The sequence below is a fragment of the Burkholderia sp. BCC1208 genome (genome assembly GCF_902833095.1).
Classification (GTDB): domain Bacteria; phylum Pseudomonadota; class Gammaproteobacteria; order Burkholderiales; family Burkholderiaceae; genus Burkholderia.
This window is the reverse complement of record NZ_CADFDY010000006.1, coordinates 453,114-468,992: the sequence shown is the minus strand read 5'-3', so window position 1 is coordinate 468,992 and position 15,879 is coordinate 453,114. Positions and strand designations below refer to the sequence as shown.

The window sequence follows — 15,879 nt, the reverse complement described above, 5'->3', positions numbered from 1 at the left end:
ATGCGTCCCCTTCACTCCGGGACCTGCTTACCATCAGCGGCACGTCAGCAGGGGCACGCAGTGGTTCCTGCGCGTGGTCGAGGACGGTCACAGGTGCCAGCCGGCTCTGTGCGGGTGTGTCGTTCGACGAATCGGAGCGGTGACGTCATTTCCCGGATGCGCGGGCATTAGAATCGACACGGATTCGAGCACCCGCTATGCGAAAATGCGGCATCCGCTCTCTCCAATCGATACCCAACGGGGCCCGCATGACCACCCACATCACGATCGAATTCACCGAGCACGCCGCGGAAACCATCGGCGAGCAAACCAGCACCAGTTTTTCCTACGATCAAGGTGCGCACGTGCCGCAACCTGGCGATTTCGTCGAGCTCGAGAATTCGCATCAGACATTTCTCGTGATCGGCCGCGTGTTTTCGCTCAAAGCGAACTACAGCGCCGTCAAGCTCGTGCTCGACCTTCCTCCGTCGGACGACGATCAGGATTTCGGTTCGGCGCACTGAGCAGCGACGGAACGCGTCGCGCTCATCCGCACCACTGACCGTTGCGCGTCGCGCAACGCGGCTGCGGCCCCAGCCCGCGGCGCCGCAGGCCAGCCCTAGCCCGTCGATTCGAACGCCAGGCCGTGCCCGAACAACCCGAAACGCTGCGCGTCAGTGCGCATCCGGAAACACCGGCGCCTTCAGACACCGATCGAACCACGCGGCATCGCTGCCACCTGCGAGCGGCCACAACTCCGCGTCGAGTTGCGGCAGACCGGTCACCGGCACCGGCGTACGGTTCTCGCCACCGGACGCCGCGGCACGCACCCATCCCGCCTGCGCGCTGTCGCCGTCGCATGCATGCGCGCCTTGCGCTTCGCAGAACGCCACCGGATGCACCTTCCCGCCGTCGGCCGCGCTCACCAGGCGGTACTGATAGACCGCGCCGGTCGCCCAGTCCTCGCTCTGGCTGCACACCCGTGCGTGATGCTGCACATGAATCGCGCCGAAACACGCATAGGAAACGCGCGCGCCGCTCGCATCATCGGGGATGAAATCGCAGTTTGCGTCGAAGCCGGCCAGCGGGCCGCCGCTGTATTTCGCGAGCCACTGCCGCTCGGCCAGTGCGCGCCCGATCAGCCCTTCACCCGATCGGTCGGCCAGCACCGCGGTGCGCCGATCGAAGGCCTTGCGCACTTCGTCGACGGCCAGCCGATGGCCGTCGTAATCGGTATCGAGCCGTTTGTTGCGCGCGTCGAGCCAGCGACGCTGGCTACGCACCAGCATGTCGCGGACGGCGGTATCCGGCGCGGCCTGCAGCGCGCCCGCATAGGCCGCATTCATCCGCGCATCGGCCGCGCGCAGCGCGGGGCTCGCGCAAATGCGCTTCTCGATCGGCTGGACGGCTTTGGCGCAATCCATCGCAAAGCCCGGCACGGCCAGGCCGACACCCATCGTGAACATCGCAGCAAGACCGGCCAGCCTGCCGGTCGATGCCGTTCGAATCCGTCGCATGCTCTCTCTCAGTCGGTTTGTTTTTCTCGGCCGCCCGCATCGACGCGGCATCGCACATCTCGCCATGCATGGCACTCGCCAGCGCATTTCGCGCAGCGCCGCTCATGGTACGACAGGCAAGCGCCCGCGCGGGCACGAGCGCGCACCATCGGGCACGGTGCGTCCCGGTTTTCATTCGTATGGACTGGATCTCGATCGACTGGACAACGGCAATGCCCGCGCACACGGGGCACGGGCATTCGGTGCCGACGATCCTGAACGACCGTCGGCGATCTTTCGGCAGGCGGCGGCGCATCGTCGTCCGAATGCACGACGGCGACCGGCCGCCCCGCTTCGCGGCGCCGACGCCCGACGGCTCGCGCCGCCCCGGCCGGCCTGCCGCGAATCCTTTACTTCTTTTCGGGCTCCGATGCGCCCGGCTGCTTGAACGGGAACGTGCTGAACATCGACTTCGCCTGGTTCTGCATCTGCTCCTGCATCTGCACGAACATGTTCTTCGACTGCTCGATGTAGCTCGTCATCATCCCTTGCATCATCGGCGCCTGCATGTTCATGAACTGCGACCAGACTTCCGGATTCATCGCGTTACCTTCGTAGAGGTTCTTCGATTGATCGGTGAGCTTGTTCTGGATGTCGATGAATGCCTGGATGTTCTTTTCCAGGTACGTGCCCATCATGCCCTGCATCGCATGACCGTAGAAACGGATGATCTGCGACAGCATCGACGACGAGAACATCGGCACGCCACCGCTCTCCTCCTCGAGGATGATCTGCAGGAGGATGCTGCGCGTCAGGTCTTCGTTGGATTTCGCGTCGACGACCTTGAAATCCTCCTGCTCGAGCACGAGCTGCTTCACGTCGGTGAGCGTAATGTACGTGCTTGTCTCGGTATCGTAGAGCCGGCGGTTCGGGTACTTCTTGATGAGCCGTTCGGCCGTCTTCTTTGTAGTAGTCATGTAACGCCTTTGAGTGCAGCGTAGCGCAAGTGACGAATCCCCGCCGCCCGAATCCGGGAGGCGGGGGCCTTCGGAAAACGTCCGGCTGCGCGGCCACCCGGCCCGCGCAGCCCGGACGCTCAGCCCATGTGCAGGCCGCCGTTCAGCGAGAAGTCGGCGCCCGTCGCGAAGCCGGAATCGTTCGACGCGAGCCAAGCGACGATCGAGCCGATTTCCTCCGGCCCGCCGAGACGCCGCACCGGAATCGTCGCGACGATCTTCTCGAGCACGTCGGGGCGGATCGCCTTCACCATGTCGGTGCCGATGTAGCCCGGCGACACGGTGTTGACCGTCACGCCCTTCGTCGCGACTTCCTGCGCGAGCGACATCGTGAAGCCGTGAATGCCGGCCTTCGCGGTCGAGTAGTTCGTCTGGCCGAATTGCCCCTTCTGGCCGTTCACCGACGAAATGTTGATGATGCGGCCCCAGCCACGTTCGACCATCCCGTCGATCACCTGCTTCGTCACGTTGAACAGGCTCGTCAGGTTGGTGTCGATCACGGCGGTCCAGTCTTCGTGCGTCATCTTGCGGAACACGACGTCGCGCGTGATGCCCGCGTTGTTGACCAGCACGTCGATCTCGCCGACTTCCGCCTTGACCTTGTCGAACGCTTCCTTGGTCGAGTCCCAGTCGCCGACGTTGCCTTCCGACGCGATGAAGTCGTACCCGAGCGCCTTCTGCTCCTCGAGCCATTTCACCCGGCGCGGCGAGTTCGGGCCGCAACCTGCGACCACCTTGAAGCCGTCTTTCGACAGGCGCTGGCAGATGCTGGTGCCGATGCCGCCCATCCCGCCCGTTACGTACGCAATTCGCTGAGACATAAATCTCACTCCATTTTTTGGTTTCGAGAGCTGCCGAAGGCCCCCTCTGACTTCACGTGACGCCGGCCGAAGCCGCAATCGGCCGGCGCACGGATTCGGTTCGCCGGTGGCGAACGGCCGGTCACGGACGGCCGGTTACGGACGCTCGACCGCGAGCGCGACACCCATCCCGCCGCCGATGCACAGCGACGCCAGCCCGCGCTTCGCATCGCGCTTGACCATCTCGTGCAGCAGCGTCACCAGGATCCGGCAGCCCGACGCACCGATCGGGTGGCCGATCGCGATCGCCCCGCCGTTCACGTTCACCTTCGACGTGTCCCAGCCCATCTGCTTGTGCACCGCCAGCGCCTGCGCCGCGAACGCTTCGTTGATTTCCATCAGGTCCAGGTCGCCCGGCGTCCAGCCCGCGCGCTCCAGTGCACGGCGCGACGCCGGCACCGGGCCCATGCCCATCACGCTGGGGTCCACGCCCGCGTTCGCGTATGCCTTGATCCGCGCGAGCGGCGTCAGGCCCAGCGCCGCCGCCTTCTGCGCCGACATCACCAGCACCGCCGCCGCGCCGTCGTTCAGCCCCGACGCGTTCGCCGCCGTCACCGAGCCGTCCTTCGAGAACGCCGGCTTCAGCCCCGCCAGCGACTCCGCCGTCACGCCGTGACGCACGAACTCGTCGGTCGCGAACTGCAGCGGCTCGCCCTTGCGTTGCGGGATCGATACCGGCACGATCTCGTCGGCGAAGCGCCCGGCCTTCTGCGCGGCTTCCGCCTTGTTCTGCGACAGCGCCGCGAACGCGTCCTGCTCTTCGCGCGTAATCCCGTATTCCTTCGCGACGTTCTCCGCCGTGATGCCCATGTGGTATTGGTTGTACACGTCCCACAGCCCGTCGACGATCATCGTGTCGACCAGCTTCGCGTCGCCCATCCGGAACCCGTCGCGCGAGCCCGGCAGCACGTGCGGCGACGCGCTCATGTTCTCCTGGCCGCCCGCGATCACGATGTCCGCGTCGCCCGCGACGATCGCGTTCGCCGCCAGCATCACGGCCTTCAGGCCCGAGCCGCACACCTTGTTGATCGTCATCCCCGGCACCGCGCTCGGCAGCCCCGCCTTGATCAGCGACTGCCGCGCCGGATTCTGCCCCGAGCCGGCCGTCAGCACCTGGCCCATGATCACTTCGCTGACCTGCTCGGGCTTCACGCCCGCACGCTCCAGCACCGCGCGGATCACCGTCGCGCCCAGTTCGGGCGCCGCGATCTTCGCCAGCGAGCCGCCGAATTTGCCGACCGCGGTCCGTGCGGCCGATACGATCACTACATCCGTCATTTCCCTGTCCTCCAGGCCCGCACGACACGGCGCATCGTTACCGACCCTGTTAAAAAAACTGCGGTGCGCCGGACAGCGTGCGCCGCTGTCCGGTTTTCGTCAATCGCGCTGCAACACGTAGCGCCCGGGCGCCGGCTCGATCACCGGGAATTGCGCGGAACCCGGCTGGGCCGGCGGCGCGACCTTGCGGCCGCCGTACGCGTCGAGCCACTCGACCCACGTAGTCCACCAGCTTCCCGGCTGCTCGGTCGCCGCGGCGAACCAGTCGTCCGCGGATTCGGGCAGCTCGTCGTTGACCCAGTAGCTGCGCTTTTTCTTCGCCGGCGGATTGATCACGCCCGCGATGTGTCCCGACGCGCCGAGCACGAACTTCAGCGGGCCCGACAGGATCGACGTCGATGCGTAGGCCGTCTGCCACGGCACGATGTGATCCTCGCGCGAACCGTAGATGAAGGTCGGCACGTCGACCAGCGACAGGTCGACCGACTCGCCACACACGGTCAGCGCACCCGGCTCGCGCAGCTTGTTTTCGAGATAGGTATGGCGCAGGTACCACGCGTACATCGGGCCCGGCAGGCTCGTCGAATCGCTGTTCCAGTACAGCAGGTCGAACGGCGCGGGCGTACGGCCCTTCAGGTAGTTGTCGACGACGTAGTTCCACACGAGATCGTTCGGCCGCAGGAACGAGAACGTGTTCGCGAACTCGACGCCGCGCATCAGCCCCGGTTGCGTACCGTTCTTGCCGCCGATGGTCTGCTCGCGCATCTGCACGTGCGCCTCGTCGACGAACACGTCGAGGATGCCCGTGTCGGTGAAGTCGAGCATCGCGGTGAGCAGCGTCATCGACGCGGCCGGGTGCTCGCCGCGCGCGGCGAGCACCGCGAGCGCGGTCGCGAGCATCGTGCCGCCGACGCAGAAGCCGAGCGTGTTGATCTGCTCGCGGCCGCTGACCTGCTGCACGGCGTCGATCGCCGCGAGCAGCCCTTCGTTCATGTAGTCGTCCCACGTCTTGTGCGCGACCGATGCGTCCGCGTTGCGCCACGACACGAGGAACACCTGATGGCCGTTCGACAGCGCGTGCGCGACGAGCGAATTCTCGGGTTGCAGGTCGAGGATGTAGAACTTGTTGATGCACGGCGGGACGATCAGCAGCGGCCGCTCGAACACCTTGTCCGTCTTCGGCGTGTACTGGATCAGCTGCATCAGGTCGTTCTCGTACACGACCGCGCCTTCGGTACACCCGAGGTTCTTGCCGACCACGAACTGCGATTCGTCGGTCTGCGAAATCTTGCCGCGCTGCAGGTCGCCGAGCAGGTTCATCATCCCCTGCCGCAGGCTTTCGCCCTGCGTTTCGAGAATCGATTTCTGTGCGTCGGGATTGAGTGCGAGGAAATTGCTCGGCGCGGCGGCGGCCGTCCATTGCTGGACCGTGAAACGGATGCGCTCGCGCGTCTTCGGATCGGTCTGAAGCGCGTCGGCCAGCTCCTGCAGATAGCGCGCGTTGAGCAGATACCAGGCGGCCGCGAAGGCATGCGCGGGCGATGACTTCCACGCGTCGCCGCTGAAGCGGCGGTCTTTCAACTCCGGCGACTCGAGCTTCGCGGCGGCCGCCTGCTGCATCAGCGTCATGCAGTCGCGCGCGTAGTCGGCCTGCAATGCCTGGAGCCGTTCCGGCGGAATCGCGGCGACCGGCAGCTTCAGCCCCGCGAACGGCGACGCCATCGCGCCGAGGTCGGGCATCGACGGCATCTGGAACGGAAACGACGTCGGGAACTGGAATGTCGCGAACGGGTTGACGGAGGCCGATGCCGTCGCGGCGCGCGCCGGGTCGGCAAAACCGCGCCACGCGTTCAACCACGACTCGAACATCTGCTGCATCGGCTGGGCGGCCGGATCGAAACCGGTACTGCCCGCGGAAGTGCCCGCATGAGCGGACGTCGACGAATTTTTCGATGCTGTCATTACCTGCCTTACCGGTGATTCGTGAGCGTCAATCGTGAAATCCTGCTCGCGCGCGGCGCGCCGGCTGCGAGCCGGGCCGTCATGCTCTGGAGAGGCGTCTCCAGATTCTGCCGCAGTGCGGTATTTTTATCATTATCGTTTTCCCCATGTGAAGCGTCCGGTCAAACCACTGAACATTTCCGCACGGAGATAATCCGCGCACGACAGACGGGACAAGGGTTTCGGTGAAACATAAAACATTTTGCTTGACTTGACCTCGGGATTTTTCATTCAGTCGCGCATGCACCGCCGCATTGCCGCGCCAATATCGAGATAACCCGATTTCGCGGCGCAACAAAGCCGGCGCGCATGCGCATGCGATCAATCGGCCAGCCAGATTGCCGCGGCCATGCGGCCCGTCACGCGGTCGCGCCGATACGAATAGAAGCGTGCGCGTTCGGCGACCGTGCAGGCCGTCCCGCCGCTCACGTGCACCACGCCCGCACGCGCGAGTCGCAGCCGCGCGAGCGCGTACAGATCGGCAAGAAACTTGCCGGGCGCGCCGTCGATCGCGACGAACGCATGACGGGTTTCATCATGCTCCGACTGCGGAGCCGTGTCGAGAAACGCGTCGCGCACGTCGGCGCCCACCTCGAACGCCTGCGGGCCGATCGCCGGCCCGAGATACGCATGCAGCGTATCCGTCGCGCCGCCCGCGAGCGCCGCGACGCGCGCGGCCGTCTGCTCGACGATGCCGGCCGCGAGCCCGCGCCAGCCCGCATGCGCGGCGCCGACCGCGCGGCCCTGCGCGTCGCACAGCAGCACGGGCAGGCAATCGGCCACCATCACCACGCAGACGGCGCCGGCCTGATCCGTGACGCTCGCGTCGGCCTGCACCGGCGCCGTGGCGGCAGGCGCCGCGGCGATCACCTCGTCCGCCCGGACGATCCGCGCGCCGTGAACCTGCTCGAGCCATGCGGCGCTCGACTGGCCAGCGAGGGCGAGCACGCGTGCACGATTGACGGCGACATGGTCGGGATCGTCACCGGTATGCAGGCCGAGATTCATCCCGCCCGGCAGCGCGGCGCCATCCTGCCAGCGCCCGTACGGGCCTTCGCTCACACCGCCGTCGCGCGTCGTGATCAGCGCGCGCACGCGCGGCGACACCCGCCAGTCGGGCCGTACGCAGTCCTGCCACGTCAACGGCGCCAGGTTCGTCATCGGCACTCACTCCTCCTCATCGTCCGGGTACGGCTCGTCGTCGTGATACTCGCCGCCGAAATCGTCATCGTCGTAGACACCGTCGTCGTCGAACTCCTCGTCGCCCTGCCCGAAGCCGAGCGCCGCGACCAGTGCGTTCATGTCGTCCGGCAGCGGGCAGCGCCACTGCATCGCCTTGCCCGTGACCGGATGCACGAGGCCGAGCCGCCACGCATGCAGCGCCTGTCGTGCGAACCCGTCCGGCAGCGGCGCGACCGAACGCTTGCCGCGCGCCCGCCCGTAGACCGGATCGCCGAGCAGCGGATGCCCGGCGTGCGCGCAGTGCACGCGGATCTGATGCGTGCGGCCGGTTTCGAGATCGCACTGAATCGCCGAAACCGGCTGACGTTGCCACAGGCATGTGTCAACCGTACGGAAATGCGTACGCGCGGGCTTGCCCGACGCGCCGGTGACCACGGCCATGCGCGTGCGCTCGCGCGGGTCGCGGCCGATCGGCGCGTCGATCGTGCCCTCCTCGGGCATCGTGCCCCACACGAGCGCGAAATAGCGGCGCTTCACCGTGCGGGCCTGCAACTGGCGCACGAGGTCCGTCTGCGCGGCCAGCGTGCGGGCGACCACCATCAGGCCGGACGTTTCCTTGTCGAGCCGGTGGACGATCCCCGCGCGCGGCAGGCCGGCCGCCGCGTCGCCGTAGCGATGCAGCAGACCGTTGAGGATCGTGCCGCTCCAGTTGCCGGCGGCCGGATGCACGACGAGACCGGCCGGCTTGTTGATGACGACGAGCGCGTCGTCCTCATAGATCACGTCGAGCGGCACGGGCTCCGGCGTGAACGCGAGCTGCTCGGGCAGCAGATCGGGCACGAGCTCGATCTTTGCGCCGAGCGGCACGGGCTGGCGGATCTTCGCCGGCGCGCCGTCGACGAGCACGCGCTGCGCCTCGATCCAGCTCTGCAGGCGGCTGCGCGAGAATTCGGGGAACAGTTGGGCGAGCGCCTTGTCGAGACGTTCGCCGGCGAGCGACAGCGGCACTTCGACGATGCGCGGCGCCTCATCGGCCGCCACGGACGGCACAACGGGGGGGTGCAACACGTCGCCGGCCAGATCGTCGTCGAGGGAATCCCCCGACGCAGCGTCGGCGGGCCGATCGCTTGGGCTATAATCTTCGCGATTTGGTGTGCCCGGCTGGGCATTCTGCGAACTTGAACGGGTCATTTAGACTGGGTCACCGAGACTTGAAGCTAGGACATGCGAGCATGATGAATTCGACCAAACGTACGGCCAGAACCGTCGCCGCCCGGGCTGCGGCGGTAGCGGCCGTGGCCCTCATCGCCGGCTGCCACGGCTTGCCGCAGAAGCAGGACGAGACGGCTACCTGGTCGAACAACAAATTATACTCAGAGGCCCAGGACGCACTGTCCGGCGGCGACTGGGGCAAGTGCGCGAAATATTTCGAATCGCTGCAAGGCCGCGATCCGTTCGGCCATTTCGCGCAACAGGCACAGATCAACGTTGCATACTGCAACTGGAAGGACAACGAAGCGGCAGCCGCCGACCAGGCCGTCGACCGCTTCATCCAGCTCCACCCCGATCATCCGGATATCCCGTACGCGTACTACCTGAAGGGGATGATCCACTTCAACGACGATCTCGGCCTGTTCGGGCGCTTCTCCGGCCAGGACATGAGCGAACGCGATCCGCAGGCGCTGCGCGAATCGTACGATGCGTTCAAGGTCGTCGTCGATCGCTTCCCGAAGAGCAAGTACGCGCCCGATGCGGCCGCGCGGATGCGCTACATCGTCAACGCGCTCGCGTCGCACGAAGTGCATGCGGCCGACTACTACTATCGCCGCGGCGCGTATGTCGCGGCGATCAACCGCGCCCAGCTTGCGATCAAGGACTACAAGGGCGCGCCGGCGATCGAGGATGCGCTGCACATCATGATCCTGTCGTACGGCAAGCTGAACCAGCCGGAACTCGCCGAGGACACCAAGCGCGTGCTCGCGGGCACGTTCCCCGACAGCCCGTACGTGACGGGCCATTCGCGCCCCGGCGCGAAGAAGTCGTGGTGGCAGTTCTGAAGCACGGCGCGATGTAACATCGTTGCGCACACAAAAAACCCGGCCATCGAGCCGGGTTTTTTCATTGGCGCCGCATTCGGGCGGCGCCACGGCGTTACGCGGCAAGCGCCGCGCGTGCGGTCACGCGCCCTTGTCCGCGCGGTGCTCGTCGAAGAAATCCTGCACGACCGCGATCTCGCGCGTGCGCTTGAACGGCGGCAGGCTTTGCCAGATCCGGCGCCCGTAAGGCTTGTCGACGAGCCGCGTGTCGCAGATCATCAGCACGCCGCGATCCGTCTCCGCACGAATCAACCGGCCCGCGCCCTGCTTCAGCGTGATCACGGCCTGCGGCAGCTGATGCACGGCGAACGGGCTCAGCCCCTTCTTCGTCAACGCATCGAGCCGCGCGGCCAGCACCGGATCGTCCGGCGGCGCGAACGGCAGCTTGTCGATCACGACCAGCGACAATGCATCGCCGCGCACATCGACGCCTTCCCAGAAACTCTGGCTGCCGACCAGGATCGCATTGCCGTACGCGCGGAAGCGGTCGAGCAGCTCGGTGCGGCTTGCGTCGCCCTGCACGAGCAGCGGCGTGTTCCAGCCGCGCGATTCGATCACGTCGCGCAGCTTCGACGCGATCCGGTCGACCGCGCGCAGCGTCGTGCACAGCATGAACACGCCGCCGCCGGATGCCTCGATCGCCGGCAGCGCGGCATCGAAGACGGCGTCGGTAAAGGCCGGCGAGGACGGCTGCGGCAGGTTGCGCGGCACGTACAGCAGCCCCTGCGACTGGTAATCGAACGGGCTGGCGAGCGTCATCGAACGACGCGAGCTGAGGCCCATCTGCGCCGCGTAGTGCGTGAAATCGCCGCGCACCGACAACGTCGCCGACGTGAACACCCATGCACGCGGCACGCCCGCACGCTGCTTCGCGAAAATCGGCGCGACCGACAGCGGCGTTTCATGGAGCTGGACGGTATGCGCAAACACCTCGACCCATCGCACCTTCTCGTTCGGATCGCCGTCGGACGCCGCCTTGTCGCCGGCCGCCGCCGCGTCGGCCTTCGCAGCCGCTTCCGCCGCGCCGGGCGCGACCCAGCCCGCCAGCAGGTCCTGGAGCTCGCGGGCGCGCCGCAGGCATGCGCCGAGCGATTCCGCGCGCTCGGCCTGGCTCGCGAGCGCCGATGCGAGCGCATCGAGCGCCACGTCGAGCGCGTCGAGCGCACCGAACATCGGGTGATCGTCGCCGAGCTGGGCGAGCGACATGCGCACGATCTGGTCGTTCGCGAACGCGAGACGCAAGTCGCGCGCCGCGCGCTCGAGATCACCGCCGAGCTTCACCCACTCGACCGCGTCGCGCGCATGGCTCAGGCCTTCGGCCACCGTGTCGCGCGCGAGCTCGAGGATCTGCGTCGTCGACAGCGTCTCGCCGAAGAATAGCGTCGCCGTCTCCGGCAACTGGTGCGCTTCGTCGAAGATGATCGTGTTCGCGTTCGGCAGCAGTTCGGCCATCCCCGTGTCGCGCAGCATGATGTCCGCGAAGAACAGGTGATGGTTGACCACGACGACGTCTGCCTGCTGGGCCTCGCGCCGCGCCTGCATCACGAAGCATTCCTTGTAGTGCGGGCATTCCTGGCCGAGGCAGTTGTCGCGCGTCGACGTGACCATCGACCACACGGGCGCCGTTTCCGGCACGCTCGCGAGTTCGGCCTTGTCGCCGCTCTTCGTGAGTTTCGCGAAGCGGACGATTTCCTGCAGATACGCGGTATCCTGCCGCGACGGCAGCCGGCCGTTGTCGGCCGTGCGTTGCAGGTAGTAATGGCACAGGTAGTTCGAGCGTCCCTTGAGCATCGCGACCGTCACCGGCACCGCGAGCGCGTTGCGCACGGTCGGGATGTCGCGCTGGAACAGCTGGTCCTGCAGGTGCTTCGTGCCGGTCGACACGATCACCTTGCCGCCCCACAACATTGCAGGCACGAGATACGCGTAGGTCTTGCCGGTACCCGTGCCGGCCTCGACGATCAGCGTGTTGTCGCCTGCGTCGTTGTCGGATTCGGCTGCCGCCGCGTCGTCCGCGGCCGGGCCGGCCGCCTTGTCGCCGTCGCCGAGGCGGCGCGCCGGACGCTTGCGGGTTTCGAAGATCTCGGGCTCGGGCATCCGGCGTGCGGACGCTTCCATCGCCGACGCGACCGCGCGCGCCATCTCGATCTGCGACGTACGCGGCCGATAGCCGTCGAGCACGCGCGCCAGCAACCCGCCTTCGCCGAAGATCGTGTCGAGTTCGTCGACGCGCTTGCGGCTCAGCTCGAAAGTGCCGTCGGGCGCACGAACGCGCCCGGCGGGCGTCGTATCACGCCGGGCGTCGGGGGTGGCTTCAAGCGGTGAATTCAAGGCAAGCGTTCCTGTGTCCAGCGCCCGAGCGGCGCCGGCGCTTGCCAGGCCGCGCTCAGGCGCGCTTATCCGGTTCGAGCTGCGATTGCAGCAAAATGATTTTGTCCTTGGCCGCCAGCTTTTCCTTCTTCAGCCGGTGCAGCGTGATGTCGTCGATGTCGGAGTGCCCTTCTTTCAGCTCGATCTCCCGAGCGAGCTGCTGGTGCTGCTCCTGCAATGCAGCCAAACGGTTGTGCAATTCCTGCTGCTGTTCCGTGTGACGGTTTTGCATACCTGCCTCCTCATCGAAGCAGCGCGACGGCTGGCGTGCCGACGCGCCCGAGACTGATCCCGATCAATTCAACACGTTACTGCCCCTGCTGTTGCTGCTTGGCCTTCTCGGCCGCTTCCTGCTGACGCCGCTCGACATCGGCCTTGTGCTGCGCGGCTTCCTTCTGCTTCTGCTCGTAGCGCGTGGCGTTGTCCGCCCGCTCCTGCGCCTTCTGCGCCGCCTGCTGGTGCGCCTGGTCGAGCTTGCGCTGGAAATCCGCCTGCTTCTGGTCGTATGCCTGCTTGCTCGCCGCGCGCTGCGGGCCTTCCGCACCGCGCTGCGCCTGCTTCAATGCATTCTGCTCCTGCTTGTCGCGGAATGCAGCCGCGTTGGCCGCGTCGTTCGCCGCCCGCTGCGGCGCTTCCGCCGCATTCTGGGCCTGCTTCAGCGCCTGCTGCTGGTCGCGCTGCTGCGCCCGCACCGCGCGCTGCTCGTCGTTGAGCGCGAGCTGCTCCTGGCGAATGCTCGCCCGCTCCTCGCGCATCTGGTCGCGCGCCTTGCCGAGACAGTGGTTGACGAAGAACGTGCTGTAACAATCGTGCTCCGCCACTGCATAACGATAATCGTTTTCCGCGGAGCGTTGATTGAGCACTTTTTGACGGGCGTCGAAATCCGGGGTGGCCGAGGCCGCAACGGGCGCGGACGCAGCGGCGTCCGGCGCGCTGGCGCCCGAAGCCTGCGCGAATGCGCCGGAAGGCCCGGCAGACAAAGCGGCGGCGAGCGCTGCGCCGAGCGCGACGAGAGAAATGCGGGAAGTTGGCAACGTCGTAGGAAAGCTGCGGGACATGTGTCAAATTCTATCACCCCCGGCTGGACGCTCCGCCATTTATGGCAAAATGCCCCGCTTCATTCACCCGCGGCCTCTGGCCCGCCGGGCCCGCCGGGCAGCCCGCCGCGCCGGGCTTGCCGGCCCGCGCCGCGATTTCAGCAGGCAGACAGACCATCCACGACATGACGGAAACCGTAGCACTCAAGATCGTACAGCGCATCGCCACCGAACTGTCCGTCCAGCCGCGCCAGGTCGCGGCGGCCGTGCAACTCCTCGACGAAGGCTCGACCGTTCCGTTCATTGCCCGGTACCGCAAGGAAGTGACCGGCAACCTGGACGACACGCAGTTGCGCCAGCTCGAGGAACGCCTCCTGTACCTGCGCGAGCTCGAGGATCGCCGCGCCGCGATCCTGTCGAGCATCGACGAACAGGGCAAGCTGACCGACGAACTGCGTGCCGCGATCGACGCGGCCGACAGCAAGCAGGTGCTCGAGGATCTTTATCTGCCGTACAAGCCGAAGCGCCGCACGCGTGCGCAGATCGCCCGCGAGGCCGGCCTCGAGCCGCTCGCGCAGGCGCTGCTCGCGAATCCGCTGCTCGACCCGCAGACCGAGGCGGCTGCGTACGTCGACGCCGACAAGGGCGTCGCCGACGTGAAGGCCGCGCTCGACGGCGCGCGCGACATCCTGTCCGAACAGTTCGGCGAGACGGCGGAGCTGCTCGGCAAGCTGCGCGACTACCTGCACAACCAGGGCGTCGTGTCGTCGGCCGTGGTCGAGGGCAAGGAAAGCGAGGAAGGCGAGAAATTCCGCGACTATTACGACTACGCGGAAACGATCAAGACCGTGCCGTCGCACCGCGCACTCGCGCTGTTCCGCGGCCGCAACGCGGGCGTGCTGACGGTCAAGCTCGGCCTCGGCGAAGAACTCGACGCGCAGGTGCCGCATCCCGGCGAGGCGATGATCGCGCGCCATTTCGGCATCGCGAACCAGAATCGCCCGGCCGACAAATGGCTGTCCGACGTCTGCCGCTGGTGCTGGCGCGTGAAGGTGCAGCCGCATATCGAAAACGAACTGCTCACGCAACTGCGCGAAACGGCCGAAACCGAAGCGATCCGCGTGTTCGCGCGCAACCTGAACGACCTGCTGCTGGCCGCACCGGCCGGCCCGAAGGCCGTGATCGGTCTCGACCCCGGCCTGCGCACCGGCGTGAAGGTCGCGGTCGTCGACCGCACCGGCAAGGTGCTCGCGACCGACACGATCTACCCGCACGAACCGCGCCGCGACTGGGACGGCTCGCTCGCGAAACTCGCGCGCATCGCCGCGCAAACTCAAGCCGAACTGATCAGCATCGGCAACGGCACCGCGTCGCGTGAAACCGACAAGCTCGCGAGCGAACTGATCGCGAAGCACCCGGAGCTGCGCCTGCAGAAGATCGTCGTGTCGGAAGCCGGCGCGTCGGTCTACTCGGCGTCCGAGCTCGCCGCGAAGGAATTCCCCGAAATGGACGTGTCGCTGCGCGGCGCGGTGTCGATCGCGCGCCGCCTGCAGGACCCGCTCGCCGAGCTCGTGAAGATCGAGCCGAAGGCGATCGGCGTCGGCCAGTACCAGCACGACGTGAACCAGCGTGAACTCGCCCGCTCGCTCGATGCGGTCGTCGAGGACTGCGTGAACGCGGTCGGCGTCGACGCGAACACGGCGTCGGCCCCGCTGCTCGCCCGTGTGTCGGGCCTGAACGCGACGCTCGCGCGCAACATCGTCGACTATCGCGACGCGAACGGCCCGTTCCCGTCGCGCGAGCACCTGCGCAAGGTGCCGCGCCTCGGCGACAAGACCTTCGAACAGGCCGCCGGCTTCCTGCGCATCAACGGCGGCGAGAATCCGCTCGACCGCTCGTCGGTGCACCCGGAAGCGTATCCGGTCGTCGAACGGATGCTCGCGAAGATCAACAAGCGCATCGACGACGTGCTCGGCAACCGCGAAGCGCTGTCGGGCCTGTCGCCGACGGAATTCGTCGACGAACGTTTCGGTCTGCCGACCGTGCGCGACATCCTGGCCGAACTGGAGAAGCCGGGCCGCGATCCACGCCCGGAATTCAAGACGGCCACGTTCCGCGAAGGCGTCGAGAAGGTCTCGGATCTCGTGCCGGGCATGACGCTCGAAGGTGTCGTGACGAACGTGGCCGCATTCGGCGCGTTCGTGGATATCGGCGTGCACCAGGACGGCCTCGTCCACGTGTCCGCGATGTCGACGAAGTTCATCAAGGATCCTCACGAAGTCGTGAAGGCCGGCCAGGTCGTCAAGGTGAAGGTGATCGACGTCGACGTGAAGCGCCAGCGCATTGCGCTGACGATGCGCCTCGACGACGACGCGGCAGCACCCGGCATGTCGTCGCGCGGCGGCCAGGATCGCGGCAACGCCGGGCGCGGCGCCGCCCGTCCGCAGCGTGCGCGCGAGCCGGAACCGGCCGGCGCGATGGCCGCGGCATTCGCGAAGCTGAAGCGCTGAGCAGTCGAAAGCCTCGACGCACAAAAAAACCCGCCGAAAGGCGGGTTTTTCATT

Annotated in this window: 13 protein-coding genes; 3 read left to right on the top strand and 10 right to left on the bottom strand. The window is 66.9% G+C overall.

The genetic code is table 11. The annotated features are described in order from the left end of the window. Window positions 1-248 precede the first annotated feature (248 nt). The gene (locus HWX09_RS17225) at window positions 249-503 is read left to right on the top strand and encodes a hypothetical protein (RefSeq protein ID WP_027784562.1); all 255 of its coding nucleotides are present in this window, start codon (window positions 249-251) and stop codon (window positions 501-503) included. 150 nt (window positions 504-653) lie between these two features. Here the strand turns inward: HWX09_RS17225 and HWX09_RS17220 are convergent, their stop codons facing one another. From HWX09_RS17220 to HWX09_RS17190, 7 genes are all read right to left on the bottom strand, one after another. Further along, window positions 654-1,496 (bottom strand): lysozyme inhibitor LprI family protein, encoded by an 843-nt coding sequence (locus HWX09_RS17220; protein WP_027784563.1) that lies wholly within the window; start codon window positions 1,494-1,496, stop codon window positions 654-656. A 389-nt stretch (window positions 1,497-1,885) separates the two neighbouring features. Beyond that, window positions 1,886-2,452 carry a polyhydroxyalkanoate synthesis repressor PhaR gene (phaR, locus tag HWX09_RS17215; RefSeq protein WP_027784564.1) on the bottom strand — a complete coding sequence of 189 codons (567 nt, stop codon included), beginning with the start codon at window positions 2,450-2,452 and terminating at the stop codon, window positions 1,886-1,888. A 119-nt stretch (window positions 2,453-2,571) separates the two neighbouring features. After that, window positions 2,572-3,312: a 3-ketoacyl-ACP reductase gene (locus HWX09_RS17210; protein WP_027784565.1), complete on the bottom strand. Its 741-nt coding sequence runs from the start codon at window positions 3,310-3,312 to the stop codon at window positions 2,572-2,574. A 135-nt stretch (window positions 3,313-3,447) separates the two neighbouring features. Next, window positions 3,448-4,629 (bottom strand): acetyl-CoA C-acetyltransferase, encoded by a 1,182-nt coding sequence (locus HWX09_RS17205; protein WP_027784566.1) that lies wholly within the window; start codon window positions 4,627-4,629, stop codon window positions 3,448-3,450. Between the two features lie 99 nt (window positions 4,630-4,728). After that, complete coding sequence (gene phaC, locus HWX09_RS17200; protein ID WP_027784567.1) at window positions 4,729-6,591, bottom strand: class I poly(R)-hydroxyalkanoic acid synthase; 1,863 nt, start codon at window positions 6,589-6,591, stop codon at window positions 4,729-4,731. Window positions 6,592-6,951: 360 nt separating this feature from the next. Beyond that, window positions 6,952-7,791, bottom strand: a complete 840-nt coding sequence (gene pgeF / locus HWX09_RS17195) for a peptidoglycan editing factor PgeF (protein WP_027784568.1) — start codon at window positions 7,789-7,791, stop codon at window positions 6,952-6,954. A 6-nt stretch (window positions 7,792-7,797) separates the two neighbouring features. After that, complete coding sequence (locus tag HWX09_RS17190; protein ID WP_027784569.1) at window positions 7,798-9,003, bottom strand: RluA family pseudouridine synthase; 1,206 nt, start codon at window positions 9,001-9,003, stop codon at window positions 7,798-7,800. Between the two features lie 41 nt (window positions 9,004-9,044). Between HWX09_RS17190 and HWX09_RS17185 the strand changes: the two genes are divergently transcribed. After that, entirely contained in the window at window positions 9,045-9,869 is an 825-nt protein-coding gene (locus HWX09_RS17185) for an outer membrane protein assembly factor BamD (RefSeq protein WP_027784570.1), read from the top strand. A 120-nt stretch (window positions 9,870-9,989) separates the two neighbouring features. Here HWX09_RS17185 and HWX09_RS17180 read toward each other — a convergent pair whose 3' ends face one another. From HWX09_RS17180 to HWX09_RS17170, 3 genes are all read right to left on the bottom strand, one after another. Next, a complete protein-coding gene (locus tag HWX09_RS17180; RefSeq protein WP_027784571.1) occupies window positions 9,990-12,239 on the bottom strand; it encodes an ATP-dependent DNA helicase in 2,250 nt (749 codons plus the stop codon). 55 nt (window positions 12,240-12,294) lie between these two features. Beyond that, entirely contained in the window at window positions 12,295-12,510 is a 216-nt protein-coding gene (locus HWX09_RS17175; protein ID WP_006478692.1) for a YdcH family protein, read from the bottom strand. Between the two features lie 76 nt (window positions 12,511-12,586). Beyond that, entirely contained in the window at window positions 12,587-13,336 is a 750-nt protein-coding gene (locus tag HWX09_RS17170; protein ID WP_027784572.1) for a hypothetical protein, read from the bottom strand. 164 nt (window positions 13,337-13,500) lie between these two features. Here HWX09_RS17170 and HWX09_RS17165 point away from each other — a divergent pair, with 164 nt between their 5' ends. Beyond that, window positions 13,501-15,825 carry a Tex family protein gene (locus tag HWX09_RS17165; protein WP_027784573.1) on the top strand — a complete coding sequence of 775 codons (2,325 nt, stop codon included), beginning with the start codon at window positions 13,501-13,503 and terminating at the stop codon, window positions 15,823-15,825. The last annotated feature ends 54 nt before the right edge of the window (window positions 15,826-15,879 follow it).

Coding starts and splice junctions, on each gene's coding strand:
- HWX09_RS17190 (WP_027784569.1), bottom strand. CDS start 9,003: ATGACCCGTTCAAGTTCGCAGAATGCCCAGCCGGGCACACCAAATCGC.
- HWX09_RS17225 (WP_027784562.1), top strand. CDS start 249: ATGACCACCCACATCACGATCGAATTCACCGAGCACGCCGCGGAAACC.
- phaR (WP_027784564.1), bottom strand. CDS start 2,452: ATGACTACTACAAAGAAGACGGCCGAACGGCTCATCAAGAAGTACCCG.
- HWX09_RS17205 (WP_027784566.1), bottom strand. CDS start 4,629: ATGACGGATGTAGTGATCGTATCGGCCGCACGGACCGCGGTCGGCAAA.
- HWX09_RS17175 (WP_006478692.1), bottom strand. CDS start 12,510: ATGCAAAACCGTCACACGGAACAGCAGCAGGAATTGCACAACCGTTTG.
- HWX09_RS17165 (WP_027784573.1), top strand. CDS start 13,501: ATGACGGAAACCGTAGCACTCAAGATCGTACAGCGCATCGCCACCGAA.
- phaC (WP_027784567.1), bottom strand. CDS start 6,591: ATGACAGCATCGAAAAATTCGTCGACGTCCGCTCATGCGGGCACTTCC.
- HWX09_RS17170 (WP_027784572.1), bottom strand. CDS start 13,336: ATGTCCCGCAGCTTTCCTACGACGTTGCCAACTTCCCGCATTTCTCTC.
- HWX09_RS17220 (WP_027784563.1), bottom strand. CDS start 1,496: ATGCGACGGATTCGAACGGCATCGACCGGCAGGCTGGCCGGTCTTGCT.
- pgeF (WP_027784568.1), bottom strand. CDS start 7,791: ATGACGAACCTGGCGCCGTTGACGTGGCAGGACTGCGTACGGCCCGAC.
- HWX09_RS17185 (WP_027784570.1), top strand. CDS start 9,045: ATGATGAATTCGACCAAACGTACGGCCAGAACCGTCGCCGCCCGGGCT.
- HWX09_RS17210 (WP_027784565.1), bottom strand. CDS start 3,312: ATGTCTCAGCGAATTGCGTACGTAACGGGCGGGATGGGCGGCATCGGC.